Origin of the sequence: Phycicoccus sp. 3266 (assembly GCF_031456495.1) — a bacterium.
Lineage (GTDB): Bacteria > Actinomycetota > Actinomycetes > Actinomycetales > Dermatophilaceae > Pedococcus.
Map to the genome: position 1 here is coordinate 1,441,751 of NZ_JAVDUW010000001.1, position 22,952 is coordinate 1,464,702.

Sequence of the window (22,952 nt, forward strand, 5' to 3'; positions counted from 1 at the left end):
TCCCAGCCCGACGCCGGTCAGTGCGGCGCAGTCCCGGTGGCGGACGCCCCGGGGGTGCCCGTGCCTCGCGCCCCCTCGTCACCGCGGCTGACAGCGTCCGAGCCGTAGAGCCGGGTCAGGAGGTCGGCGACGTTCGCCTGCGTCCACCACGCTGGCGCCCGGACGTCGTCCGACGTCTCGGAGTACGACCCGCCGACCGGGCCCTGGTTCGCGGCATTGAGCACGACCTCGACGGCCGGCCGCGACCCGGTCGCCGGCAGCCGGTAGCTCTCGACGAGGTTGCCCCCGCCGTTCGAGGTGAGCCTGCCCGCCCGGCCCGGGATGCCCGGCAGCGTGACCGGGTCCGGGCGGTACGGCAGCCCGCTCCCCGCCTTGGGCTCCGTCGTCGTCGGCGCGATGAGGACCGAGAGGTGCACGTCCTGCATTCCGGGCACCGAGCTCACCTTCTGCTCGATCACCACGCTGCCGGGCTCGTACGCGTCCGCGGACGCGGTGCGCACCGTCGCCGTCGAGTGCGCGACCTCGCGCGACCACTCCGACACCACGGCGACGCACGACTCCGGTCGCGACACGCAGCCCGCACGCTGTGCAGTCGCCTTCGTGGTGTCGAGCCCCCAGATCAGGTGGGCAACGGCGACGTCGGTGAGCGCCGTGGGCAGCGAGGCGGCCCCTCCCGGGTTCACGCCTGTGACGACGACCGTGAGGACCGGCCGCGCCCCGTCGGCCGGCACGGTCCACGCCGTCCAGCGGCGGTCGGCGCCAAGCGGGCCGCCGATCCGCGTGAACCGGGTACCCGCCGGCAGCTCGCCCCCCGTCGTGCCCGTGTCGGCCCCCTGGATCCCCGAGCCGGTCGGCAGCACCTCGCGGTCCGCCAGCGCGACCAGCACCTCGAGTCGCTGACCCTGCACCTCGGGGTCGGCACCCTCCGCGCGGAAGGACCACGTGGAGGCGGATGACGCGCCGGGCACCGGCCCCCGCATGAAGCGCGCCCCAGCGGGGAGGTCCACGCCCAGCTCGGACTTCGCCCACTCACGGACGAGCGGGCCACACGGCTGCGGATTCGCCCCGCACCCCAGCAGCCCCGCGGCGGGGCTCCCGGCCGGTACTGCCGTCCGCGGGTCGCGATCCAGGTGCTGCAGCCCGAGACCGGCCCCACCGGCCACGACGAGCGCCAACAGCGCCACACCCGCGTGCCGGCGCCGCACGCGCCTCCGCCCGCCGGCGACCAGGTCGTCCACCGAGAACGGCGGTGCGCAGAGCTGCTCCTCGTACTGCCGCAGGAACCCCTCCGGCACCCGCTCCATCGTGTCGTCCATCCCCATCACTTCCCTCGTCCCGCAACGGTTTCCAGCGACGAGCGCAGTGCCCGGAGGCCGTCGCTCGTCGTGCTCTTGACGGTGCCCTCGGAGCAGCCCATCAGCCGCGCGACCTCCGCGACCGACAGGTCCTCGAGGTGCCTGAGCACGACAGCCATCCGCTGCCGCTCGGGCAGCGCCGCCAGCGCGACGTGCAGGTCGAGCCGCTGCTCCACGTGCTCGGTCTGCGCGGCCGAGACGACGTCGTGCCCCGCGTCCGCGGTCGACCGCTCCCGCTGCCACCAGTGCCGGCGCTGCTCCGAGACCAGCGAGCGCACCAGGGTGGTGCGGGCGTATGCCAGTGGGTCGTCGACGCCGTGGACCCGCGGCCACACGGCATACAGCTTCTCCAGCGTCGTCTGCACCAGGTCGTCCGCACGGTGCGGGTCACGGCACGTGGCCAGCGCGACCCGGCGCAGCCGCGGGATCGCGGTCGTCGCGAACGCGCGGAACTCGTCCTCGAGATCAGCCCTCACTGCACCTCCCCTTCCGGTGCGGGAGACGCGGTGGGGCCCCGGTCCGGTTGGGCCAGCCTGCCAGAACGCCGGTGCAGACCGGCTTGACTTCAAGTGGACTTCAACTTCCACACTGGCACGCATGGCCACCGCACCCCCCGAGACCCGCCCCTCGCTGCTCGCCCGCGAACACCTCCCGTTCGCCACGGGAGCGGTCGCGCTGGTCACCCTCGGGGCGTTCGAGAACCGCGCCGTCTCCACGGTGCTGCCGACGGTGGCGCGCGACCTCGACGGGCTGTGGCTGTTCGGGGCCGCGAGCGCCGCACCCCTGGTCACCTTCGTCGTCGCCACGACGGTCGCCGGCCTGTGGAGCGACCGTCGCGGCCCCCGGCCCGTGCTGCTCGCCGGCATGGCGTCCTTCGTGGCGGGCCAGCTGCTCAGCGGCCTCGCGCCGACGATGGTCCTCTTCGTCGGCGGCCGGCTGCTGGGCGGCCTGGCGGAGGGCCTCTTCGACGTGGGCCTCACCGTCCTCGTGGCGCGGGCGCTCCCACCGTCCCTGCGTCCGAAGGTCTTCGCCACCTTCGCGGCCGCCTGGGTGCTGCCCTCGCTCCTGGGGCCGTCGGTGGCGGGCCTGATCGCCGAGCACGTGGGCTGGCGAGCGGTGTTCCTCATCGGCGTCGCACTGCTCGGCCCGGTGGCGGCGCTCCTCCGCCCCGCCATGACGAGCACGCAGGCGAGGTCGGGCCGGTCGTCCGGCGCCCCCACGAACGGCACCACTCCGGCCGGCGACGCCGACCGGCCGGACGACCCCCAGGCCCCGGTCCCGTCACGTGCGGCGGGCTGGGCCGTCGTCGCCGCCACCGGCCTCGCCGCCCTGACGGCAGGGGGCTCGCTGCTCCCCCGTGGCGGGCTCGAAGGACCCGTGGGCGGGCTGCTCGTCCTCGTCGGCGTCGCCGCGCTCGTGCCGTCCCTGCGCGCGATCCTGCCGGCCGGCACGCTGACGGGGGCACCCGGCATACCCGCGCTCACGGCGGCTCGGGGGCTGCTCGGCGCCGCGTTCGGGACCACCGGGGGGCTCCTGCCGCTCATGCTCACCGAGGTGCACCACTACGGCCCGGCGGCCGCGGGGGTGAGCCTCACGATCACCGGGCTGTTCTGGGCACTGGGCTCCCAGGTGCAGGGCCTGCGGGTCGTCCAAGAGCGCACGTCCGTGACCACGCGGCTGCGAGCCGGGTTCGGGCTGCTCACGCTGGGGCTGCTCGGGCCGGTGGCCCTCTCGCTCGAGGTGGTGCCGATGTGGCTCGGCCTCGCGGCGTGGGCAGTGGCCGGGGTCGGGATCGGCATCACCTCACCGGCGATCAGCAACCACGTCCTGACGCTGTCGACCGAGGCGGACCAGGGCCGGAACTCGGCCGCGTCGTTCCTGGCGCCGTCGGTCACCCAGGCCGTGGCGTTCGCGGCCTCCGGCGCCGTCATCGCGTGGCGGGCCGACCGGCTGGGCGGCGGCCTGTTCGCCGTCGTCATGGCAGGGTCGGTCGCAGCCGGCGCCGCCGGGCTCGCCCTCGCGAGGCGGGCCGCCGGACCCGCGGCCTGACGAGCCCGGGCGCCGGGTGCGCGGGTCCGGCGGGTTCACCCCCGGCGGGGTCACCGCCCAGCTGCCCGCAGCTGCGGAAAACCCGGTGACGCGGGTGACCTCGCCGGGCGATGCTGCCGGGCGTGGAGGAGCTCGAGGTCGTCGTCGCCCACAGTGAGCGGGCGACACTGCGCGTGGGGGACGTGTTCCTCAAGGTCGACACCGACGAGGCCCGCACGGACGTCGAGGTCGAGGCGATGGCGCTGGCACCGGTCCCGACCCCGGAGGTCCTGTGGCACCACCCACCGGTGCTGGCCCTCGCCGCCCTGCAGGGGACGGCACTCGGGCACCTCGGCGACCCCTCCCCCGCGTCGCCCGCGGCCTGGGCCGCGGCCGGTGCCGCCGTCCGTTCGCTGCACGACGCGCCGCTGCCGCCGTGGCCGGGACGCGACCCCGAGCTCATCGCTGCCGAGCTCGCCCGGGAGTGCGACTGGCTGGTCGGGAGCGGCGTGCTCCCGGCCGACGTGGTGCTGCGCAACCGCCGGCTCGCCGAGACCGCGCTGCGGCCGTGGACCCCCGTCTTCGTCCACGGCGACCTGCAGGTCGACCACGTCTTCGTCGACGGCGACGAGGTCACCGGCATCCTCGACTGGTCGGAGGCCGCCCGGGGCGACGCCCTCCACGACCTCGCCACGCTCACGCTGGGGCACCCGGAGCACCTCGACGACGTCCTGGCCGGCTACGGCACCGACGTCGACCGGGACCTCGTCAGGGCGTGGTGGTCGCTGCGGTGCCTCGGGAACGTGCGCTGGCTGGTCGAGCACGGCTACGGCCCGCCCGAGCGCTACCCCGAGGTCGCGGTGCTGCTCTCGCAGCCGTGAGCCGGGCGGCCCCTGGGGCACGCGCAGCCGCGGCCGCTACCCGACGTGCAGCTCGTTGCGCTCGGCCGCGAGCGCGATGTCGGTGCGGTGGTGCGACCCGTCCAGCGCGATCCGCTCGACGGCCTCGTAGACCCGCGACCGCGCCTGGCTGAGGCTGTCGCCCAGCGCGACCACGGACAGCACCCGGCCGCCGGCCGAGACGAGCGTCCCGTCGTCCGCGCGCCCGGTGCCCGCGTGCAGGACGTATGCCGTGGGCACGTCGTCGACGTCCTCGATGCCGGTGATGGGGTCCCCGGTCCGCGGCGTCGCGGGGTAGTCCGCCGCGGCCACGACGACGGTCACGGCGTGCTCGCTCGACCAGGACAGCGCGCCGACCTCGTCCAGCGTCCCCGTGGCGGCGGCGTGAAGGAGGCCGCCCAGCGGGGTGGTGAGCCGGGCCAGGACGACCTGGGTCTCCGGGTCGCCGAAGCGGGCGTTGAACTCGATGACCCGAGGTCCCCGGGGCGTCAGGGCCAGGCCGACGAACAGGACGCCCACGAACGGCGTGCCCCGCCGGGCCATCTCCTCGACCGTCGGCTGCGCGATCCGGGTGACGACCTCGTCAGCCAGGCTCGGCGGCGCCCAGTCGAGGGGCGAGTAGGCGCCCATGCCGCCGGTGTTGGGGCCCTCGTCGCCGTCGCCGACCCGCTTGAAGTCCTGCGCGGGGGCGAGCGGCAGCACGGTGCGGCCGTCGCTGACGCAGAACAGCGACACCTCGGGCCCGGACAGGAACTCCTCGACGACGACCCTTCCACCGTCCTTGGCGAGGCAGGCCCGCGCGTGCTCCAGCGCCTGCTCCCGGTCCTGCGTGACGACGACGCCCTTGCCCGCCGCGAGGCCGTCGTCCTTGACCACGTGCGGTGCGCCCATGGCGTCGAGGGCGTCGGCGACCTCGTCGACGGTGGTGCACACCCGCGCCAGGCCGGTCGGCACGTCGGCCGCGGCCATGACGTCCTTGGCGAACGCCTTGCTGCCCTCGAGCCGGGCAGCGGCGGCCGAGGGGCCGAACACGGCGAAGCCCGCCTCGCGCAGCGCGTCGGCCACGCCCGCGACGAGCGGGGCCTCGGGACCGACGACCACGAGGTCGACGGCGTGGCGCCGAGCGACCTCGACCGCCGAGGCGGGGTCGCTCACGCCGCCGGGCAGCGGCTCGCACAGGGCGACCGCGTCCATCCCGGGGTTGCCGGGCGCGACGACCACCGCGTCGACGGCCGGGTCGGCGCCGAGCGCCTTGACGATGGCGTGCTCGCGGGCACCGGAGCCGAGGACGAGAACCTTCACGGGGTTCAGCGTAGAGGGCGGTGCGCGGTCCGCCGGACGAAGAAGAGCGCGGCGTCCCGGGGAGGCAGGGGGGACATTCTCCCGGGGACGCCGCGCAGCCGACGTGCGGTCACCTGGCGGGGGAACCTGCAACCGAGCACGTGGGTCGACAGAGTCGACTGGCTCCAGAGTGGACCATCGGCGCCGTGCGGGTAAAGCCCAAAGCTGGCGGACTTGCGTCATTGACGGATAGACGCCAGCCGGGTGACGATGTCCCGCATGGCCGGAGCCGACCCGCTGCCGCCGGACGACCCGCCCCGCACGGGACCGTCACCGGCCGACCTCGCGGCGGCCCTCGACCTCGACAGCGACGAGGCGGAGCAGACGGTGACCCGCGTCTACCTCGCCGTGGTGCAGCACCCCGAGCCGAGCCGTTCGCTGCTGCTCGCCCAGGGCATGCAGGCCCCCCTCGTCGACCTGGCCCTGCGCCTCCTGGCCGACCGCGGACTGCTGCGGGTGCACTCGGGGGGCCAGGTCGAGGTCCTGCCACCGGACATCTCGCTGCCCGCCCTCGCCCTCGCCTACGAGCGCCAGGCCCGCGAGGCCCGGTCGGCCGCCCACGAGCTGGCCCAGGTCTTCTTCCAGGCGCGCGCGGCGTCGCGGGGCCGCGACGCCGGCGCCATCCGGCTGCTGGACTCCCTCGACGAGATCGCCGCCGCGACGGCCGAGGCTGTGGCGTCGGGCCGCGAGCGCATCCGCACCTTCCGCACCCTCTCGCCCCGCACGAGGGCCGTGTTCGCCAGCCCCATCCACTCCCACGAGGAGACCAGCAGGGGTGTGGGCGGGACGACGCTGGACTACACCACGGTCTACGACACCGCGGTGCTCGAGGTCGACAACCTGCTCGAGGTGCTCGAGGCCAGGGAGCGCGGCGGCGAGCGGGCGCGGTTCAACAGCGCGGTGCCGTTCTCGGCCGTCATCGTCGACGACCACACCGCCGTGGTCGACCTCAGCGAGTTCGACCCGTCGGGCTTCGGGTCGGTCGTGGTGCGCGCCCGGCCGATGGTGCTGGCGCTGATCGCCCTCGCCGACCAGCTCTGGGACAGCGGCTCACCCCTGCACCGCACCGGCCAGGGCGGCGACCGCCGCGACCGCACGATCCTGGCGCTGATGGCGGCGGGCGCCACCGACGCCACGATCGCCCGGCAGACCGGCATCTCCCAGCGCACGGTCGAGCGCCGGGTGCGCGCGCTGATGGACCAGCTCGGCGCGGGGACGCGGTTCCAGGCCGGGGTGCAGGCCGCGCGCCGCGGCCTCATCTGAGCTGCCCGTCCGCGACGTACCGCCAGGGTGGCGCGTGCTCACCCGCGTGCTGGTCCGTATGCCGTGGAGGCGCACGGGTGCGTGGGGCGCCGGGCTAGACTCGTGCGCTCGCAGTGGGGACGACAGGAAGACCATTCGTGACCGATTCGGACCACACCACCCGCGCCGACACGGCGGAGGTGGCTCGTGAGATCGCCGTCGAGCAGGCCCATGTGGACCTCGTCTACGCCGAGCTCGCCAAGGCCCAGGCCCGGGCCGGCCTCGTCGAGGCCGACGGCCTGGCGCGCGGTCGCACCGACCGCACCGGCGACGTGCGCGACGAGGAGCTGACCGGCCTCTTCGAGCGGGATGCACTGGTGTTCAACGCCGCCCGCCGCCGCTCCACCCTCGACACGCAGTACGAGGGACTCGTCTTCGGCCGGCTCGACCTCGACCACTCCCTGTCCCGCGAGGGAGCCGCGCCGGACCGCGAGGTCCGCTACATCGGCCGCCTCGGCGTCCGCGACGACGACTACGAGCCGCTCGTCGTCGACTGGCGCGCCCCGGCGGCCGCCGCCTTCTACCGCGCCACCCCGGTCGAGCCGATGGACGTCCTGCGCCGGCGCGTGCTGCGCTGCAAGGGCCCCGACGTCGTCGGTGTCGAGGACGACCTCATGGTCGCCGAGGCGCCCGACGACCTCGTCGTGGTCGGTGACGGCGCGCTCCTCGCCGCGCTGACCCGCAGCCGTGGCGCGCAGATGCGCGACATCGTCGCGACCATCCAGCGCCACCAGGACGAGGCCATCCGCGCCAGCGCCCGCGGCGTCACCGAGATCACCGGCGGCCCCGGCACCGGCAAGACCGTCGTCGCCCTGCACCGCGCGGCCTACCTCCTGTACTCCGACCGCCGCCGGTTCGAGTCCGGCGGCATCCTCGTCGTCGGCCCCTCGTCCGCATACACGGCATACATCGAGCGGGTGCTGCCCTCCCTCGGCGAGGAGTCGGTGACCCTGCGCTCCCTCGGCGACGTCGTCGACGGCATCACCGCCACCCGGCTCGACTCCCCGGAGGTGGCCGCGCTCAAGGGGTCGCTGCGCATCCGGCGCCTGCTGGCGCGCGCGGCCGGTGGGCGCGTCCCCGACGCGCCCACGACGTTCCGCGCGTTCGTCGCCGGGCACGCGGTCCGCGTCGACAGCCCCGTCCTCGACCGCATCCGCAGCCGCGTCCTGCGCGACCGGCAGCGCAACCTCGCGACCAAGGCCGTCGAGGCCGCGCTCGCCGAGGCGGCGTGGGCCAGCGTCCGCGAGGGCGACCGCGCCGAGTTCCTCGACCGGTTCGACGGGCACCTCGAGGTCGAGGCGTTCCTCCAGCAGTGGTGGCCGCAGGTCGACCCGCGCGAGGTGCTGCTGTGGCTGGCCGACCCCGAGCTGGTGCGCCGCCACGGCCAGGGCGTGCTGACCCCGGACGAGGCCGACCTGTTCGCCGCGTCGATGCGCGAGGCGCTCGAGACCGGAACCTGGTCGGTGGCCGACGTCGCCCTCGTCGACGACCTCGCCGCCAGGCTCGGCACCGTGCAGGACGCACCGTCCGAGGAGCGCGGCTTCTACGAGATCGAGGAGCTCGAGGACGTCTCGCAGTTCGGCGTGGCCGAGGTCGGCACCACGCCCGGCTCCGCTCGCAGCGCCGCGTCGCGGACCGCCCCCACCGACCCGCGCGAGCGGCTGCTGCACGGGCGCGTCGAGGGCCCGGGCGAGTACGCCCACGTCCTCGTCGACGAGGCCCAGGACCTGTCGCCCATGCAGTGGCGCATGCTCGGCCGTCGCGGCCGCTACTCCTCGTGGACCGTGGTGGGCGACGCCGCGCAGGCGTCGTGGCCGGACGCGCTGGAGGCCGCCCGGGCGCGCGAGGAGGCGTTCGGCTCCCAGGAGCGACGCCTCTTCCACATGGACACGAACTACCGCAACGCCCGCGAGATCTTCGACTACGCGGCGCGCGTGGTCCGGGCCGAGGTCCCCGACGCGGACATCCCGGCGGCGGTGCGCGAGACCGGCGTGCAGCCGGTCGAGGTGCGCACCACCGCGGCCGACGTGGCCATCGCCGTCCGTGACGCCGTCGAGGCGCTGCTCGAGGACGTCGAGGGCTCCGTCGCCGTCGTCACCCCGAGCCGGTATGCCGCGCAGCTCGCCGAGGTCGACGGCGCGGCCGGGGGCCGGGTCGTGCTGATCGACCCGATGTCGACCAAGGGCCTCGAGTACGACGCCACGGTCATCGTCGACCCGGCGGAGATCGCCCGCGAGTCGCCGGGCGGGATCCGGGTGCTGTACGTCGCGCTGACCCGCGCGGCGCACCGGATGACGGTGCTCGAGGTCGAGTAGCAGGTCGAGGAGGCGGGGTGGCCGGGCCCGTCTCAGCGGCCGGTCAGGTCGCGGAACACGGCCAGCCACGGCTCGGCGGTCGCCATGGCGAAGTGGGGAGCTCCACCGCGGACCTCCGACACGACCCGGTCGCACTCGGAGACCGCTCCTGCGCAGACCTCGTCGGGGTAGCCGAGGCTGACCCGGTGCTCGGCGAACTCGTCCTCGTCATCGACCAGCACCGTCCCGTCGAAGTGGCGGATGACGTCCAGGTCGAGGTCGACGGCGGTCACGAGGTCGCCGTCCCACACCGGGACGGTGGTGATGTCGACGTAGAGCTCGAACTCCTGCTCGGGGTGCGCCTGGTAGAACATCGCCGTCAGGCCGCGGTCGCGCGGCACGAGCAGCACGTTGTCGGTGACGCTGGTGAACTCCTTGGGCCCACCGGACCAGGAGTTCCCGGCCGGGTCACCCAGCCAGTCGCCGTGCTCGTCGGCGCCGAGGTAGACGAGGTCGGCGCCGTGGTGACGGAGCCCGCCCCACTTGGTGTAGCGGCCGCGGACCGGGTGACCCGCCGGGAGGCGGGCAGCGGACCGACCGGCCGGGTCAGGCATCCAGCAGCGGGTGGCGGCTGATGATCTCGTCGCGGCCGGGGCCGACGCCGATGGCCGAGACGCGCGCCCCGATGAGCTCCTCGAGCCGCAGCACGTATGCCTGCGCGTTCGCCGGCAGCTCCTCGAAGGTGCGGCAGGTGGAGATGTCCTCCCACCAGCCCGGCAGCTCCTCGTAGATCGGCTTGGCGTGGTGGAAGTCGGTCTGGTTGACCGGCATCTGGTCGTGCCGGACGCCGTCGACGTCGTAGGCCACGCAGATGGGCACGGTGTCCAGGCCGGTCAGCACGTCGAGCTTGGTGACGACGAAGTCGGTGACGCCGTTGATGCGCGTGGCGTAGCGGCCCACGACGGTGTCGACCCAGCCGCAGCGACGCGGACGGCCGGTCGTCGTGCCGTACTCGGCGCCGGTCTTGCGCAGGAACTCGCCCTTGTCGTCGAACAGCTCGGTCGGGAACGGGCCCTCGCCGACACGGGTGGAGTAGGCCTTGAGGATCGCGATGACGCGCGAGACGCGGGTCGGCGGGATGCCGGACCCGGTGCAGGCGCCGCCGGCGGTGGCATTGGAGGACGTCACGAACGGGTAGGTGCCGTGGTCGACGTCGAGCAGGGTCGCCTGGCCCGCCTCGAGCAGGACGTTGCTGCCGCGGGCCAGCGCCTCCTCGAGCACGAGCGAGGTGTCGGCGACCATCGGGCGCAGCCGCTCGGCATACCCGAGCAGCTCGTCCATCACCTCGTCGACCTCGACGGCGCGCCGGTTGTAGATCTTGGCGAGGACCTGGTTCTTGAACGCCAGGGCCGCCTCGACCTTCTGGCGCAGGATCTTCTCGTCGAAGAGGTCCTGCACGCGGATGCCGTTGCGCGCCATCTTGTCGGCGTAGGTCGGGCCGATGCCGCGGCCGGTGGTGCCGATCTTGCGGGAGCCGAGGAAGCGCTCGGTGACCTTGTCGAGGGTCCGGTTGTACGGCGCGATGACGTGGGCACTGGCGCTGACGACGAGCTTCGACGTGTCGACGCCGCGCGCCTCGAGGCCGTCGATCTCCTGGAACAGCACGGCGAGGTCGATGACGACGCCGTTGCCGATCACCGGGGTGCACGTCGGCGTGAGGATGCCCGAGGGCAGGAGGTGGAGCGCGAACTTCTCGCGCCTGCCGTCCTTCTCGATGACGATGGTGTGCCCGGCGTTGTTGCCGCCGTTGAACTTCACGACGTAGTCGACGTCGGAGCCCATGAGGTCGGTGGCCTTGCCCTTGCCCTCGTCGCCCCACTGGGCACCCACCAGCACGATCGCCGGCATACCCACACCCTTCCTCGGTTCGTCCAAGCGGCCCGTGGTGACGGACCCGGTCAGGCAACAGGCCCCTGGCGTGGACGCACAGGGGCCCGGTACCCCGAAAGGCTACCGGTCGTCGCCACCGGCAGGGTCCACGAGACCCTCCCGGGCGACCGCGAGGCCGAGCTGGAACCTCGTCTGGGCGCCGTGCACCTCCATCAGCGCGGCGACCCGGCGCCGGACCGTCCGGAGGCTGACGCCGAGGTAGCGCGCGATCGACTCGTCCTTGAGCCCGAGGCCGAGCAGCCGCAGCAGCCGCAGGTCCGAGCCCGGCGCGTCGGAGTCGCGCGCCACGGGCAGGGCGCGCTCGAACGCGCGGTCGAACAGGGTCGCGAACGCCGCCACGAGCATCGGCTCGCGGATCAGCACGTAGTCGGCGGCCGCGTTGCCCCACTCCGCGACGGCCATGACGGCCTCGTCGTCGAAGACCGCGAAGTCGCTGGGCGGCACCAGGCTCACCCGCTGCTCCTCGCCCGCCTCGGCCCACGACTGGACCCACTCCCGGCCCTCGGGGGTCACCATGGCGTCCGCCGGGTAGATGGTGCGCTGGCGCACCCGCCCCGACCGGAGGATCTCCTGGGTGTGCCGGACGCTCTCCCCGTCCAGGCCCGGGCCGACGTCGAGGCTGAGGACGCAGCTGCGGATGGTCGTCGTCGTGCGCTCGGTCAGCTGGCGCAGCACGGGCGGGGCGAGGTCGGCAGCGACGCGCTCCCAGACGGGCGTCGGGCCACCGCCGCCCGCCGGCGCGGTGGTCTCGGAGGACAGCTGCAGCAGGGCGTGACGCACCTCGGCGAGCTCGGTCCGCCGGCGCTCGAGCTCCCCCTCCCCGCGCTCGAGGACGGCGTGCAGGCGGGCCACCGGGTCGTGGAACAGCCGGTTGACCACGATGGGGTCGTCGCTGGTCACAGGCCCACCCCTTCCTGTCATCATCTGTCCAATGGCAGCATAGTGACACATTCCGGGGACGAAGCCGTGCAGAATGGGCGGCGCTGCAGCCCTCTCCGGAGAGGCAGGGGACGCATCGGTGAGGTCGCAGCCCAGCAGGTCTCGACCTGCGCAGGGGGCGGAGCCGGGGGACCCGACGAAGGTCGGGTCCCCCGGCATCTCCGTGTCAGAGGCCGAGCTCGCGCGCCCCGGTCGCCGAGGAGTCGCGCAGGAACTGCGCGCACCGCTGCTCCTCGTCGGTCTCGCCGATCGCTCCGGCCGCGCGCGACAGCGCGGCGAGCGCGCGCAGGAAGCCGCGGTTGGCCTCGTGCTCCCACGGCACCGGCCCCTGGCCGCGCCAACCGTTCCGGCGCAGGGAGTCCAGCGCCCGGTGGTACCCGGTGCGGGCGTACGCGTAGCCCTCGACCGTGCGGCCGTCGGCCAGCGCGTCCTCGGCGAGGGTGGCCCACGCCAGCGAGGAGGTCGGGTGCGCGGCGGCGACCTGGTCGGCCGCGACGCCCTGCTCCAGCTGCGCCGCGGCGGGGTCCTCCGGCAGGTGGGTCTCGGGGATGCCCAGCAGGTTGTGGCCCTCGGTCACCGGTGCGTCCCCGCCGAACGCAGGTGCTCGCAGGCCTCGACGACACGGGCGGCCATGCCCGCCTCGGCCTCCTTGCCCCAGGCACGCGGGTCGTACTGCTTCTTGTTGCCGACCTCGCCGTCGATCTTCAGCACACCCGCGTAGTTGGTGAGCATGAAGCCGGCCACCGGGCGGGTGAAGGCGTACTGGGTGTCGGTGTCGATGTTCATCTTCACGACGCCGTAGTCGACGGCCGCGGAGATCTCCTCGGCGCTCGAGCCGGAGCCGCCGTGGAAGACGAGGTGGAACGGCTTCTCGTCCGGCGTGCCGAACTCCTGGTGCACCGCGTCCTGCGCCGCCTTGAGCACCTCGGGCCGGAGCTTGACGTTGCCCGGCTTGTAGACGCCGTGCACGTTCCCGAAGGTGAGCGCCGTCATGTAGTAGCCGTTCTCGCCGGTGCCGAGCGCCCGCGCGGTGGCGATGGCGTCCTCGGGCGTGGAGTACAGCTTGTCGTTGATCTCGTTGGCGACGCCGTCCTCCTCGCCGCCGACGACCCCGACCTCGATCTCGAGGACGACCTTCGCGGCGGAGCACAGGTCGAGCAGCTCACGGGCGATGGACAGGTTCTCGTCGAGCGGCACCGCCGAGCCGTCCCACATGTGCGACTGGAACCACGGGTTGCCGCCGGCCCTGACCCGCTCGGTGGAGGCGGCCAGCAGCGGCCGGACGAACCCGTCGAGCTTGTCCTTCGGGCAGTGGTCGGTGTGCAGCGCGATGTTGACGTCGTAGTTCTTCGCGACCTCGTGGGCGTAGGCCGCGAGCGCCAGCGAGCCGGTCACCATGTCCTTGACGGTGGGGCCGGAGAGGTACTCGGCGCCGCCGGTGGAGACCTGCACGATGCCGTCGCTGCCGGCCTCGGCGAACCCGCGGATGGCGGCGTTGAGCGTCTGCGAGGACGACACGTTGATCGCGGGATACGCGAAGGAGCCTGCCTTCGCGCGGTCCAGCATGTCGGCATACACCTCGGGGGTGGCGATGGGCATGGGGTCTCCTTCGAGCCATCGGTGGACGTCGTCGTCGTACCGATCCTTCCACGTCCACGGGCCTCGGGGGCACCCGCCGTCTCAGGTGGGCAGCGCGTCCCGGCGGCGCACCAGCAGGGCCCGCTCCGCGTCGTTGCCACACCGCTCGATCGCGAGCGCGTATGCCGCGCGGGCGCCGTCGGCGTCGCCGGCGCGGGAGAGCAGCTCGGCGCGCACCGCGGCGAGCCGGTGCCCGTGCGCCAGCTCGCCCTCGAGCCCGTCGAGGGCGGCGAGCCCGGCCTCCGGCCCGTGGGCCTCGGCCACGGCGACGGCACGGGCGAGGCGGGCGCTGGGGCCGGGGGCGAGGTCGAGCAGCTGGTCGTAGTGGGCGACGACGCGCTCCCAGTCCGTCTGCCCGGCGCTCGGCGCGGTGGCGTGCTCGGCCGCGATCCGGGCCTGCACGGCATACCCGGCGGCCTGCACGGTGATCGGTCCGGTGAGGTGCGGCGAGGCGAGCAGGGCGAGCGCCTCGTCGACCTCGTCGCGGTGCCAGCGGCCGCGGTCCTGGTCGGGCAGCAGCACGATCTCCCCGGCTGCGTCGACGCGGGCGTCGCGGCGCGAGTGCTGGAGCAGCATGAGCGCGAGCAGCGCGACCAGGACGGGCTCGCCGGGCCGCAGGGCCAGGACGACGCGCACGAGCCGGATCGCCTCGCCGGCGAGCTCGGTGCGGAGGGCGTCGGGGCCGCTGCCCGGGGCGTACCCGGCCGTGAAGGCGAGGTATGCCGTCTGCGCGACCACGTCGAGCCGCTCGGGCAGCTCGGCGGCGGACGGCACCGTGAACGGGATGCCGGCGGCCACGATCTTCTTCTTGGCCCGGGTGATCCGGGCGGCCATGGTCGGCTCGGGCACGAGGAACAGCCGGGCCACGTCGGCGGTGCCCACGCCGAGGACGAGCCGGAGCGTCAGGGCGCTGGCGGCAGCCGGGTCCAGCGCCGGGTGGGTGCACAGCAGCACCAGCCGGAGCAGGTCGTCCTCGAGGAGGTCGCCGGGATCGGCGCGCACGGCGCCCGCGTGCTCGGCCTCCCGCTCGGACTCCACGACCAGCAGCGGGACCTTGCGCTGCGCCATCGCCTCCCCGCGCAGCCGGTCCAGGACGCGGCGGCGCGCGGTCGTGTGCAGCCAGCCGGCGGGGTTGTCCGGCACGCCGTCCCGGGGCCAGCGCCGTGCGGCGGCCTCGACCGCGTCGGCCAGCGCGTCCTCGACGAGGTCGAGCCGGCGGAACCGCGCGAGGAGCAGGGACACCAGGCGTCCCCACTCCTCGCGCACCACGACGGCGAGGACGTCGCCGGTCTCGCCGGCTCCCGACCCGGCCGTGGTCACGGGCGCTCGCCGCTCACGACGCGTCGTACCCCTCGACCTGCACGGTTGGGCGGACCTCCACGCTGTAGGCGCGCGGCAGCAGCCTGGCGGCCGCGATCGCGGTGTCGAGGTCCGGCAGCTCGACGTCGTAGTAGCCGCCGACCTGCTCGGCCAGCTCGACGAACGGGCCGTCCGTCACGGTCACCGTCCCGTCGTCGGCATGGCGCACCGTCGTCGCCAGGTCCGCGTCGCACAGCGCGGCGCTGGAGACCCGGCGACCGTGCTCGTCGACGTACCGCTCGAACGCGTGGTGGGCGTCGAAGTACTCCTGCCGGACCTGCTCCGACGCGTCCTCCCACTCGCCCGGCCGGTACGCCATGAGGACGACGTACCTCACGGCCGGCTCACGACGGCCGGTCCTCGGGGGTGACGACCCGGCGGACCTCGATGCCGTCGCCGACGGCCGCGATGATCTGGCAGCAGTCCAGCAGGTCCTCCAGGTCGTCGGTGCGGACCTGGTAGAAGCCGCCGACCTGCTCGGTGACCTCCGCGAACGGGCCCTCGGTGGCCGCGCCACCGCCGGGCGGGATGCGGCGGGCCTCGCTCGAGGCGTGCAGCTCCGCGCCGCCGGTGATGGTGTGGCCCCGCTTCCCGAGCTCCTCGGCGAACCGGGCGTACTCGGCATACCCGGCCTTGCGCTTGTCCACGTCCATGGTGGTCCACCAGCGGTCGGCGTCCCCCACGATCAGCACGACGTACTCGCTCATGACTGCCTCCTCACATGCCCACGGTCGGGCGGATCTCGACGGCCGGGTGGAACGGCGTGGCGAGCAGCCGGCCGCACACGCGCGCCAGGTCCTCCACGTCGTCGGTCTCGACCAGGTAGTAGCCGGCGACCTGCTCGGCGCTCTCGGCGTAGGGGCCGTCGGTCAGGGTGACGTCGTCGAGGGCGCCGCCCCGGACGACGCGCGACTGCGACGACGGGGTGAGCTGCGCTCCCCCGGTCATCTTGTGCCCGCGCTCGGCCAGGAGCTGGACGAACTCGGTGTGGGCGGTGTGCAGGTCCTGCCTCTCCTGCTCGGTCGCGGTGGCGTACCGGCCCTCGGGGCTCGGCAGCAGCACGAGGTACTGGGTCATGGCTGGTTCCTCTCGTCGGTGGGGTGCGTGCACCCTGGTGACGGACGGGGGCCACCCGGATCGACAGCCGGCCCCGGGAACTTCTCCGCGGGCACCTCCTGGCCGAAGACGTGGCGGCGCACCCATGCGTGCATGGCGACGGCCGCCGCGGCGCCCGCGTTGATCGAGCGGGTCGAGCCGAACTGCTCGATGTGCAGCACCTGGGTGCAGGCCGCACGCACCTCCTCGCTGAGCCCCGGCCCCTCCTGCCCGAAGACGAGGACGCAGTGCCGGGGCAGGACCGCCGTCTCGAGCGGCAGTGAGCCGGGCAGGTTGTCGATGCCGACGAGCGGTATGCCGGTGGGCCGGCCGCCGTCGTCCGGTGGTCCTGCGGTCGCGGCCCAGGCAACCAGGTCGGCGACGGCCGGGTGGTGCAGCTCGTGCTGGTAGCGGTCGGTGACCATGGCGCCGCGGCGGTTCCAGCGACGGCGGCCGACGATGTGGAACGCCTTGGCTCCGAAGGCGTTCGCGGTCCGGACCACCGAGCCGATGTTGAAGTCGTGGCCCCAGTTCTCGATGGCGACGTGGAAGTCGTGCCGCCGTGTGTCGAGGTCGGCGACGATCGCGTCGTGCCGCCAGTAGCGGTACCGGTCCACCACGTTGCGGCGGTCGCCGTCGCGCAGCAGGTCCGGGTCCCAGTGGTCGCCCTGCGGCCACGGACCGGGCCACGGGCCGACGCCGACGGCGTCCTCGCGCTGCGGCTCCCCCCGCTCGGTGTCCTCGCCGCTCCGCTCGCCCACGTGCCCACCCTAGGTGCGGGCGGGGCGCGTGCGTGCGGTCGTCGGTGGGCGCTGCCACGATGCCGGGATGGCCACCACCTCCAGCCCACGGCTCGGCGTCGCGTTCGTCCCGACCCTGCCGCCCGAGGCGCTGCCCGACCTCGCGCACGCCGCCGACGAGCACCTCGACGACCTCTGGGTCTGGGAGGACTGCTTCAAGCAGAGCGGCGTCGCCTCCGCGGCGACGGCCCTCGCCCTGACCCGCCGGGTGCGGGTGGGGCTCGGCCTCATGCCTGCGCCGCTGCGCAACGTCGCCCTCGCCGCCATGGAGGTCGCCACCGTGGCCCGGCTCTTCCCCGGCCGGTTCGTGCCGGGGGTCGGCCACGGCGTCCAGGAGTGGATGGGGCAGACCGGGTCCCGGGTGGCCTCCCCCATGACCCTGCTCGAGGAGTACACCGAGGCCCTCGCGCGCCTGCTCGCGGGCGAGGAGGTGACGACCGAGGGCCGCTACGTCCGGCTCGACCGGGTGCGGCTCGACTGGCCGCCGACGACGCCCGTGACGGTGATGAGCGGCGGGCACGGCCCCCGCACGCTGGCGCTGGCCGCCCGGCTCGCCGACGGCATCCTGCTCGCCGGTGGGCTCGGCCACGAGGACCTGCGCTCGGCGGTCGAGACGGTCCGGGGCGCGCGGCCGGCCGGTGCGCCGGCCCCCGAGGTGGTCCACACGCTCATGGCCGACACCGGCCCGGGCGCGGACGAGCGGGTGGCCGCCGACCTGGCCGCGTGGGGCCTGGCGCCGACCGACGGCCGGGCCGTCGCCGGTGACGCCGCAACGGTCGCCGACGCGGTCCGCCGGTGCGCCGAGCTCGGCGCGACCACGGTGGTCCTGCAGCCGGCCTCGGCCACCGACGCGGCCGCGTTCGTCGGCTGGGTCGGGCGCGAGGTGCGGCCCCTGCTGCCCTGAGCGAGGGCGCCCCGCCCGGCCGAAAACCCTTTGCCGTCGGCACCGGCCGGCTGCTGCCATGGAGGACCGACACCCGAGTCCCAGAACGGAGAACCCGATGCGAGCTGCTTCCACGTCCCGCCAGGTACCCACCTACCGAATGGATGTGAAGGCAGTTGCGCACGTTGACCGTCGGGGTCGTCGCGCATGTTGACGCGGGCAAGACCAGCCTGACCGAGCGGATCCTCTACGAGGCCGGGGTCCTCGACCACCTCGGGAGCGTCGACACGGGCGACACGCAGACCGACTCGCTCGACCTCGAGCGGCGCCGCGGGATCACGATCCGCTCCTCCGTCGCCTCGTTCGAGTGGGACGACACCCTCGTCAACCTCCTCGACACCCCCGGTCACTCCGACTTCGTGGCCGAGGTCGAGCGCGCCCTCGCGGTGCTCGACGCCGCCGTGCTCGTCGTGTCCGCCGTCGAGGGGGTGCAGGCGCAGACGCTCGTGCTCATGCGGGCCCTGCAGCGGCTCCGCCTGCCCGCCCTGCTCTTCGTCAACAAGCTCGACCGCGCCGGGGCCGACCCGGACCGGGTGCTCGCCCAGGTCGCCGAGCGCCTCACGCCCGGCGCGGTGCCCCTCGGCGTGGCGGACGCGCCGGGAGGCCGCGCCGCGGCATACGAGCCGTTCCCCCTGTCCCGCGCGGAGCGGGCCGACCTGCGCGCCCGCACCCGCGCCGGAGAGGTCCACCCCGTGGTCTTCGGGTCCGCGATCACCGGCGTCGGCGTCCGGCCGCTGCTCGACGCGGTGAACGACCTCGTCGCGGACACCGCCGTCGACCCGTGCGGGGAGCCCGCGGGCGTCGTCTTCAAGCTCGAGCGCACGCCGACCGGGCAGCGGCGCACCCTGGTGCGGATGACGGGCGGCACGCTGTGGGTCCGGGACCGGGTCATCCTGTCCGGCGGCGGCGTGGGCGGTGGCGACGGCGCGGGCGGCGGGCGTGACGGCAGCGCGGGCGGCGCCGGTGAGCGGGTCACCGGGCTCGAGGTCTTCGAGCCCGGCGGCCCGAGACCGGCCGACGCCGTCGGTGCCGGCCGCATCGCCGTGCTGCGGGGCCCGGCGGGCGCGCGCGTCGGGGACACGTTCGGCCCGAGCCGGCACCGGAGGTATGCCGTCGAGCTGGCCCGACCGAGCCTGGAGACCGTCGTCGACCCGGTCGACCCCCGTGACCGGGGGCGACTGTTCACCGCGCTCACCGAGCTCGCCGAGCAGGACCCGCTGATCGACCTGCGGCTCGACGACGGGCGCGGCGAGGTCGCCGTGTCCCTCTACGGGGAGGTGCAGAAGGAGGTCATCGCGGCGTTCCTGGCGGAGGACCACGGGGTGCGCGCGTCGTTCCGCCCGACGACGCCGGTGTGCGTCGAGCGGGTGGTGCGCCCCGGGTCCGCCCACCGGGTCATCGACGTGGCGCCCAACCCCTTCCTCGCCACGGTCGGGCTGCGGGTCGAGCCGGCCGAGGTCGGCAGCGGTGTGGAGCTGGGGCTCGAGGTCGAGCTCGGCTCGATGCCGCCGGCGTTCTTCACCGCGGTGCGCGAGGGGGTGCAGGCCACCCTGGCCGAGGCCGTCCACGGCTGGGCCGTCCCCGACTGCCGGGTCGTCGTGACGCACTCCGGCTACTACCCGAGGCAGAGCGCGATGCACGCGACGTTCGACAAGGCGATGTCGAGCACGGCGGCCGACTTCCGCAGCCTGGCGCGGCTCGTGCTCGCCGAGGCGCTGGTGCGCGGCGGGACCGTGGTGTGCGCGCCGGTCCACCGGTTCGAGCTGGAGGTGCCGCAGGACCTGCTCGGCGCCGTCCTGTCCGAGCTGCCGCGCCACCGCGCGGTGCCGCTCGCGACCCGGGTCGCCGGCTCGTCCGCGACGGCGCCTGCCGTGCTGACGGGCCACGTCCCCGCCGAGGAGGTGCACGGGCTGCAGCAGCGGCTCCCCCACCTGACGCGGGGCGAGGGCGTGCTCACGACCGTGCTCGACCACTTCGGGCCCGTCGTGGGGCCGCCGCCGGAGCGGCGTCGGGCGCAGCCCGACCCGTTCACCCAGATCCGCGACTGGGGCCGCGTCTCCCGCACCTGGCCGGCCGGGTGAGGTGGCATTCCCCACGGGGCGTCCTGAGGAACCTCCCAGCCGGCTCACAGCCGCGGATTCGGGCGAGACCGGCCGCACCGCATACCCTTGACGGGTGATGGCTCCCTCGCTCGGCCCCAACTGGATGGACCCCCAGTGGCTCCTCGGGCAGTTCGGCGCGCAGTTCTTCTGGGTCAGCGCGGCGATCGTCTTCGTCGAGTGCGGGCTGCTCTTCCCGATCCTGCCAGGCGACTCGTTGCTCTTCGCTGTCGGCCTGTTCATCGCCGAGGGCTCGATCAAGGTCAACATCGTCCTGGCCTGCATCGTCCTCAGCCTCGTCGCCTTCGCCGGCAACGTCGTCGGGTACGAGATCGGCCGTGCCGTGGGCGCGCCCCTCTACCAGCGCGACGGCCGCGTCCTGAAGAAGAAGTACTTCGACGACACGCACGCGTTCTTCGAGAAGTACGGCGCCAAGGCCCTGGTCATCGGCCGGTTCGTGCCGATCGTGCGTACCTTCATCACCGTGGTCGCCGGTGTCGGCCGGATGGACCGGCGGCACTTCTTCGTGTGGTCGGGTGTGGGTGCCGTGCTGTGGGCCACGAGCGTGACACTGCTCGGCTACTTCCTCGGCAACGCCTTCCCGATCCTCAAGGACCACCTCGAGGCCGCGATCCTCGCGATCGTGCTCGTCTCGGTCATCCCGATGGCGGTCGAGATCGTCCGCGCCCGCCGCGGTCGCACGGCGAGCGAGGAGATCCTCGACGAGGCCGGCGAGGCCGCCCGCGACCTGCGCGACCAGGCCTACTGAGCCCTCCCGCCAACGTCGGACTGTGCCGGTGACTACTCGGGGCTGTTGACCGTGTCGCGGCCCGTCCGGACTCCGGTCGTCACGCCCTCGTACATCACGTGCGCGACCAGCCCCTCCCGGGCGTGCGGCAGGTTGTGGCAGTGGTCCATCCAGATGCCGGGGTTGTCGGCCACGAACGCCACCTCGTAGGTCTGGCCGCTGCGGACCTCGAGCGAGTCGGTCCACCACGGGCTCCCGGTGGCGCGTACCCCGTCCCTGGCCAGCACGACGACGTGGTGACCGTGCAGGTGCATCGGGTGCGTCTCGCCCGAGGAGTTGGCGATGCGCATCGTGGCGACGTCGCCCGGCGACACCATGAACATCGGGACGGAGGGGTACAGGTGCCCGTTCACGGTCCACCACACCCCCGGTCGCCCGCGGACGAAGCCCGGGCGCCGGCCGATGGCGTACTCGAACCGGCGGTCCGCCCGGCCCGGGTCGAAGCCCAGCGGCGCCGGCGTGCCGTACGACAACAGGTCGACGGTGTCGCGGGGTGCGCGGGTCGCCGTCCCCGAGCTCCCCGCCGGCCCCAGCACCACGGCGGCGCCGCCCACCTCCACCCGTACCGCGCTCCCGCCAACGGGCACCGGCACGGCGAGGTCGACCCGGCCACCGGCGGGGACGACCACCGACCGGCCCGAGACCGGGGTCGGCCCGTGCACGTCGGTGCCGTCGACGGCCACGACCCGGTACGCAGCCCCGGAGACCCAGACCGGGACGATGCCGTTGTCGGTGTTGACGACCCGCACGCGGGCGACCGCACCCGGGCGGACCACCACCGGGACGGCCCCCGTGCGACCGGCGACGGTACGCCGCCCGGCATACAGGTGGGTCAGGGCGAGGACGTCCGCGTCCTCGGCGACGCCCTCCCGCGGCAGCACGACGACGGCGCCGAGCAGCCCCTTCACGACCTGCTCGTGCGAGACCTGGTGCGAGTGGTACCAGTACGTGCCGACCTGGCGCGCGACGAACCGGTAGGTGTGCGACTGGCCCGGCCGGACGGCGTCCTGGGTCACGCCGGCGACGCCGTCCTCGGCGTTCGGCACGTCGATGCCGTGCCAGTGCAGGGTGGCGCCCCCGGGGACCGACTCGTTGACGAACGTGACCTGCACGAGGTCGCCCGCCCGCGCCCGGACCGTCGGCCCGGGTGTGGTGCCGTTGAGCGTGTACGCCGCGACCGGGGGTCCCGACCCGAACCGCACCCGCTCGGCGCGGGCGGTCAGCGTGAGCGCGACGTCGGGGGCCCGGCCGGTGTCGGGCTCGACGATCGCGCGCACGTCGCGTCCCGTCGCCGCGAGCGCGCCCGGCCCGTGCCGGTGCGCCGGTGCCGGGCCACCGCCGTAGTCGGGCGTGCCCATCCGGGCGACCGAGAAGCTGGCCGGCGCGAAGCTGGCCACCCACATCCACCCGAGCGGCACGACGACCGCGGCCGTGGCCAGGAACGCGACGGCGAGCCGGACCCGCCGACGGCGGGCCCGGTCGCCCACGACCTGCGAGGACTCAGACGGCGACACGCTGCTCGGCGGACTCCGGGACCACCTCGGTGCGCCGGGTCACCCGGGCCACGCGGATGCCGGTCCAGGCCGCCGTCGAGAACAGCGCGAGCGCGTTGATGCCGTGCAGCGCGCCGAGGACGGCCACCGAGTGGCCCAGCAGCCCGAGGGTCACCTGGAGCACGACGAGGCCGAGCACCGCGAGCGCGAAGACCACGCCGCGCGGCACCTTGGCGAAGAACGAGGCGACGACCAGGAGCAGGGCGAGGGCGGGGATGACCATCATGCCGTTCATGCCGTGGAAGACGAACGCCTTGAACTCGGCGAACGGCGCCTGGCCGGACTCGAACGCGTTCTCGAAGGTCGCCTTGGCGACGACGCCGCCGTCCTCCACCCACAGGCCGAGGCCTGCGTCGCCGTAGACGATGAACATCGCTTGCACGGCGACCTCGAGGGCGACGAGGAACGCCAGAACTCGGTAGACGGTGCGCATGGGTATCCCTCCAGCGCGCGGCAGGCGTGCTGCGGAGACACGCGTGGGCTGCCGCGCGGGACCATGGTCCCGCCGGGCCGCGGCACCGGGATCCGTCGTTTGGGCTAGGCCGCGGG

22 protein-coding genes are annotated in these 22,952 nt (G+C 74.4%); 7 read left to right on the forward strand and 15 right to left on the reverse strand.

Annotated elements, in window-relative coordinates:
• Positions 1 to 17: 17 nt before the first annotated feature.
• Positions 18 to 1,322: a hypothetical protein gene (locus J2X64_RS06950; RefSeq protein WP_310151516.1), complete on the reverse strand. Its 1,305-nt coding sequence runs from the start codon at positions 1,320 to 1,322 to the stop codon at positions 18 to 20.
• Positions 1,322 to 1,831, reverse strand: coding sequence for a SigE family RNA polymerase sigma factor (locus tag J2X64_RS06955; protein ID WP_310151517.1), 510 nt, complete (start codon positions 1,829 to 1,831; stop codon positions 1,322 to 1,324). Before J2X64_RS06955 ends, J2X64_RS06950 begins: the two co-directional genes overlap by 1 nt.
• Before the next feature lie 121 nt (positions 1,832 to 1,952).
• On the opposite strand from J2X64_RS06955, the gene J2X64_RS06960 reads away from it, so the two are divergent.
• Entirely contained in the window at positions 1,953 to 3,404 is a 1,452-nt protein-coding gene (locus tag J2X64_RS06960; protein WP_310151520.1) for an MFS transporter, read from the forward strand.
• Between the two features lie 122 nt (positions 3,405 to 3,526).
• Entirely contained in the window at positions 3,527 to 4,264 is a 738-nt protein-coding gene (locus J2X64_RS06965) for a phosphotransferase (RefSeq protein WP_310151522.1), read from the forward strand.
• Between the two features lie 36 nt (positions 4,265 to 4,300).
• On the opposite strand, the gene purD is transcribed toward J2X64_RS06965, so the two are convergent.
• Positions 4,301 to 5,584 (reverse strand): phosphoribosylamine--glycine ligase, encoded by a 1,284-nt coding sequence (gene purD / locus J2X64_RS06970; protein WP_310151525.1) that lies wholly within the window; start codon positions 5,582 to 5,584, stop codon positions 4,301 to 4,303.
• Between the two features lie 258 nt (positions 5,585 to 5,842).
• Between purD and J2X64_RS06975 the strand changes: the two genes are divergently transcribed.
• Together J2X64_RS06975 and J2X64_RS06980 are read left to right on the forward strand one after the other, a co-directional pair.
• A complete protein-coding gene (locus J2X64_RS06975) occupies positions 5,843 to 6,886 on the forward strand; it encodes a helix-turn-helix transcriptional regulator (RefSeq protein WP_310151528.1) in 1,044 nt (347 codons plus the stop codon).
• 137 nt (positions 6,887 to 7,023) lie between these two features.
• A complete protein-coding gene (locus J2X64_RS06980) occupies positions 7,024 to 9,240 on the forward strand; it encodes an AAA family ATPase (RefSeq protein WP_310151530.1) in 2,217 nt (738 codons plus the stop codon).
• A gap of 32 nt (positions 9,241 to 9,272) precedes the next feature.
• Here the strand turns inward: J2X64_RS06980 and J2X64_RS06985 are convergent, their stop codons facing one another.
• From J2X64_RS06985 to J2X64_RS07030, 10 genes are all read right to left on the reverse strand, one after another.
• On the reverse strand, positions 9,273 to 9,833 hold the full coding sequence (locus tag J2X64_RS06985; protein ID WP_310151533.1) for a DUF402 domain-containing protein: 561 nt from the start codon (positions 9,831 to 9,833) through the stop codon (positions 9,273 to 9,275).
• Positions 9,826 to 11,127 carry an adenylosuccinate synthase gene (locus J2X64_RS06990; RefSeq protein ID WP_310151535.1) on the reverse strand — a complete coding sequence of 434 codons (1,302 nt, stop codon included), beginning with the start codon at positions 11,125 to 11,127 and terminating at the stop codon, positions 9,826 to 9,828. The genes J2X64_RS06985 and J2X64_RS06990 overlap by 8 nt, the downstream gene beginning before the upstream one ends.
• 102 nt (positions 11,128 to 11,229) lie before the next feature.
• A complete protein-coding gene (locus J2X64_RS06995; RefSeq protein WP_310151537.1) occupies positions 11,230 to 12,069 on the reverse strand; it encodes a hypothetical protein in 840 nt (279 codons plus the stop codon).
• A 205-nt stretch (positions 12,070 to 12,274) separates the two neighbouring features.
• Positions 12,275 to 12,685 (reverse strand): DUF3151 domain-containing protein, encoded by a 411-nt coding sequence (locus tag J2X64_RS07000; RefSeq protein WP_310151540.1) that lies wholly within the window; start codon positions 12,683 to 12,685, stop codon positions 12,275 to 12,277.
• On the reverse strand, positions 12,682 to 13,707 hold the full coding sequence (fbaA, locus tag J2X64_RS07005; RefSeq protein ID WP_310151541.1) for a class II fructose-bisphosphate aldolase: 1,026 nt from the start codon (positions 13,705 to 13,707) through the stop codon (positions 12,682 to 12,684). The genes J2X64_RS07000 and fbaA overlap by 4 nt, the downstream gene beginning before the upstream one ends.
• A gap of 81 nt (positions 13,708 to 13,788) precedes the next feature.
• Positions 13,789 to 15,066: a DUF6596 domain-containing protein gene (locus J2X64_RS07010; RefSeq protein ID WP_310151544.1), complete on the reverse strand. Its 1,278-nt coding sequence runs from the start codon at positions 15,064 to 15,066 to the stop codon at positions 13,789 to 13,791.
• Positions 15,067 to 15,079: 13 nt separating this feature from the next.
• Entirely contained in the window at positions 15,080 to 15,442 is a 363-nt protein-coding gene (locus J2X64_RS07015; RefSeq protein ID WP_310151547.1) for a YciI family protein, read from the reverse strand.
• A 7-nt stretch (positions 15,443 to 15,449) separates the two neighbouring features.
• On the reverse strand, positions 15,450 to 15,812 hold the full coding sequence (locus tag J2X64_RS07020) for a YciI family protein (RefSeq protein WP_310151549.1): 363 nt from the start codon (positions 15,810 to 15,812) through the stop codon (positions 15,450 to 15,452).
• Between the two features lie 10 nt (positions 15,813 to 15,822).
• On the reverse strand, positions 15,823 to 16,182 hold the full coding sequence (locus tag J2X64_RS07025; protein WP_310151551.1) for a YciI family protein: 360 nt from the start codon (positions 16,180 to 16,182) through the stop codon (positions 15,823 to 15,825).
• The gene (locus J2X64_RS07030) at positions 16,179 to 16,961 is read right to left on the reverse strand and encodes a TrmH family RNA methyltransferase (protein WP_310151554.1); all 783 of its coding nucleotides are present in this window, start codon (positions 16,959 to 16,961) and stop codon (positions 16,179 to 16,181) included. The genes J2X64_RS07025 and J2X64_RS07030 overlap by 4 nt, the downstream gene beginning before the upstream one ends.
• A 67-nt stretch (positions 16,962 to 17,028) precedes the next feature.
• Here J2X64_RS07030 and J2X64_RS07035 point away from each other — a divergent pair, with 67 nt between their 5' ends.
• The 3 genes from J2X64_RS07035 (at position 17,029) to J2X64_RS07045 (ending at position 20,811) form a co-directional block, all read left to right on the forward strand.
• Entirely contained in the window at positions 17,029 to 17,904 is an 876-nt protein-coding gene (locus tag J2X64_RS07035; protein ID WP_310151558.1) for an LLM class flavin-dependent oxidoreductase, read from the forward strand.
• 155 nt (positions 17,905 to 18,059) lie between these two features.
• A complete protein-coding gene (locus J2X64_RS07040) occupies positions 18,060 to 20,024 on the forward strand; it encodes a TetM/TetW/TetO/TetS family tetracycline resistance ribosomal protection protein (protein WP_310151560.1) in 1,965 nt (654 codons plus the stop codon).
• Between the two features lie 97 nt (positions 20,025 to 20,121).
• Positions 20,122 to 20,811, forward strand: coding sequence for a VTT domain-containing protein (locus J2X64_RS07045; protein WP_310153149.1), 690 nt, complete (start codon positions 20,122 to 20,124; stop codon positions 20,809 to 20,811).
• Between the two features lie 32 nt (positions 20,812 to 20,843).
• Here the strand turns inward: J2X64_RS07045 and J2X64_RS07050 are convergent, their stop codons facing one another.
• Entirely contained in the window at positions 20,844 to 22,364 is a 1,521-nt protein-coding gene (locus J2X64_RS07050; RefSeq protein ID WP_310151564.1) for a multicopper oxidase family protein, read from the reverse strand.
• Positions 22,351 to 22,836: a hypothetical protein gene (locus J2X64_RS07055; RefSeq protein ID WP_310151568.1), complete on the reverse strand. Its 486-nt coding sequence runs from the start codon at positions 22,834 to 22,836 to the stop codon at positions 22,351 to 22,353. The genes J2X64_RS07050 and J2X64_RS07055 overlap by 14 nt, the downstream gene beginning before the upstream one ends.
• Positions 22,837 to 22,952: the final 116 nt, after the last annotated feature.

What these genes read in the sequence shown, in the direction of transcription:
- J2X64_RS06950 (WP_310151516.1), bottom strand. Translation starts at nt 1,322, where the DNA reads ATGGGGATGGACGACACGATGGAGCGGGTGCCGGAGGGGTTCCTGCGG.
- J2X64_RS07025 (WP_310151551.1), bottom strand. Translation starts at nt 16,182, where the DNA reads ATGACCCAGTACCTCGTGCTGCTGCCGAGCCCCGAGGGCCGGTACGCC.
- J2X64_RS06975 (WP_310151528.1), top strand. Translation starts at nt 5,843, where the DNA reads ATGGCCGGAGCCGACCCGCTGCCGCCGGACGACCCGCCCCGCACGGGA.
- fbaA (WP_310151541.1), bottom strand. Translation starts at nt 13,707, where the DNA reads ATGCCCATCGCCACCCCCGAGGTGTATGCCGACATGCTGGACCGCGCG.
- J2X64_RS07055 (WP_310151568.1), bottom strand. Translation starts at nt 22,836, where the DNA reads ATGCGCACCGTCTACCGAGTTCTGGCGTTCCTCGTCGCCCTCGAGGTC.
- J2X64_RS07035 (WP_310151558.1), top strand. Translation starts at nt 17,029, where the DNA reads ATGGCCACCACCTCCAGCCCACGGCTCGGCGTCGCGTTCGTCCCGACC.
- J2X64_RS06990 (WP_310151535.1), bottom strand. Translation starts at nt 11,127, where the DNA reads ATGCCGGCGATCGTGCTGGTGGGTGCCCAGTGGGGCGACGAGGGCAAG.
- J2X64_RS06985 (WP_310151533.1), bottom strand. Translation starts at nt 9,833, where the DNA reads ATGCCTGACCCGGCCGGTCGGTCCGCTGCCCGCCTCCCGGCGGGTCAC.
- J2X64_RS07020 (WP_310151549.1), bottom strand. Translation starts at nt 15,812, where the DNA reads ATGAGCGAGTACGTCGTGCTGATCGTGGGGGACGCCGACCGCTGGTGG.
- J2X64_RS06960 (WP_310151520.1), top strand. Translation starts at nt 1,953, where the DNA reads ATGGCCACCGCACCCCCCGAGACCCGCCCCTCGCTGCTCGCCCGCGAA.
- J2X64_RS07045 (WP_310153149.1), top strand. Translation starts at nt 20,122, where the DNA reads ATGGCTCCCTCGCTCGGCCCCAACTGGATGGACCCCCAGTGGCTCCTC.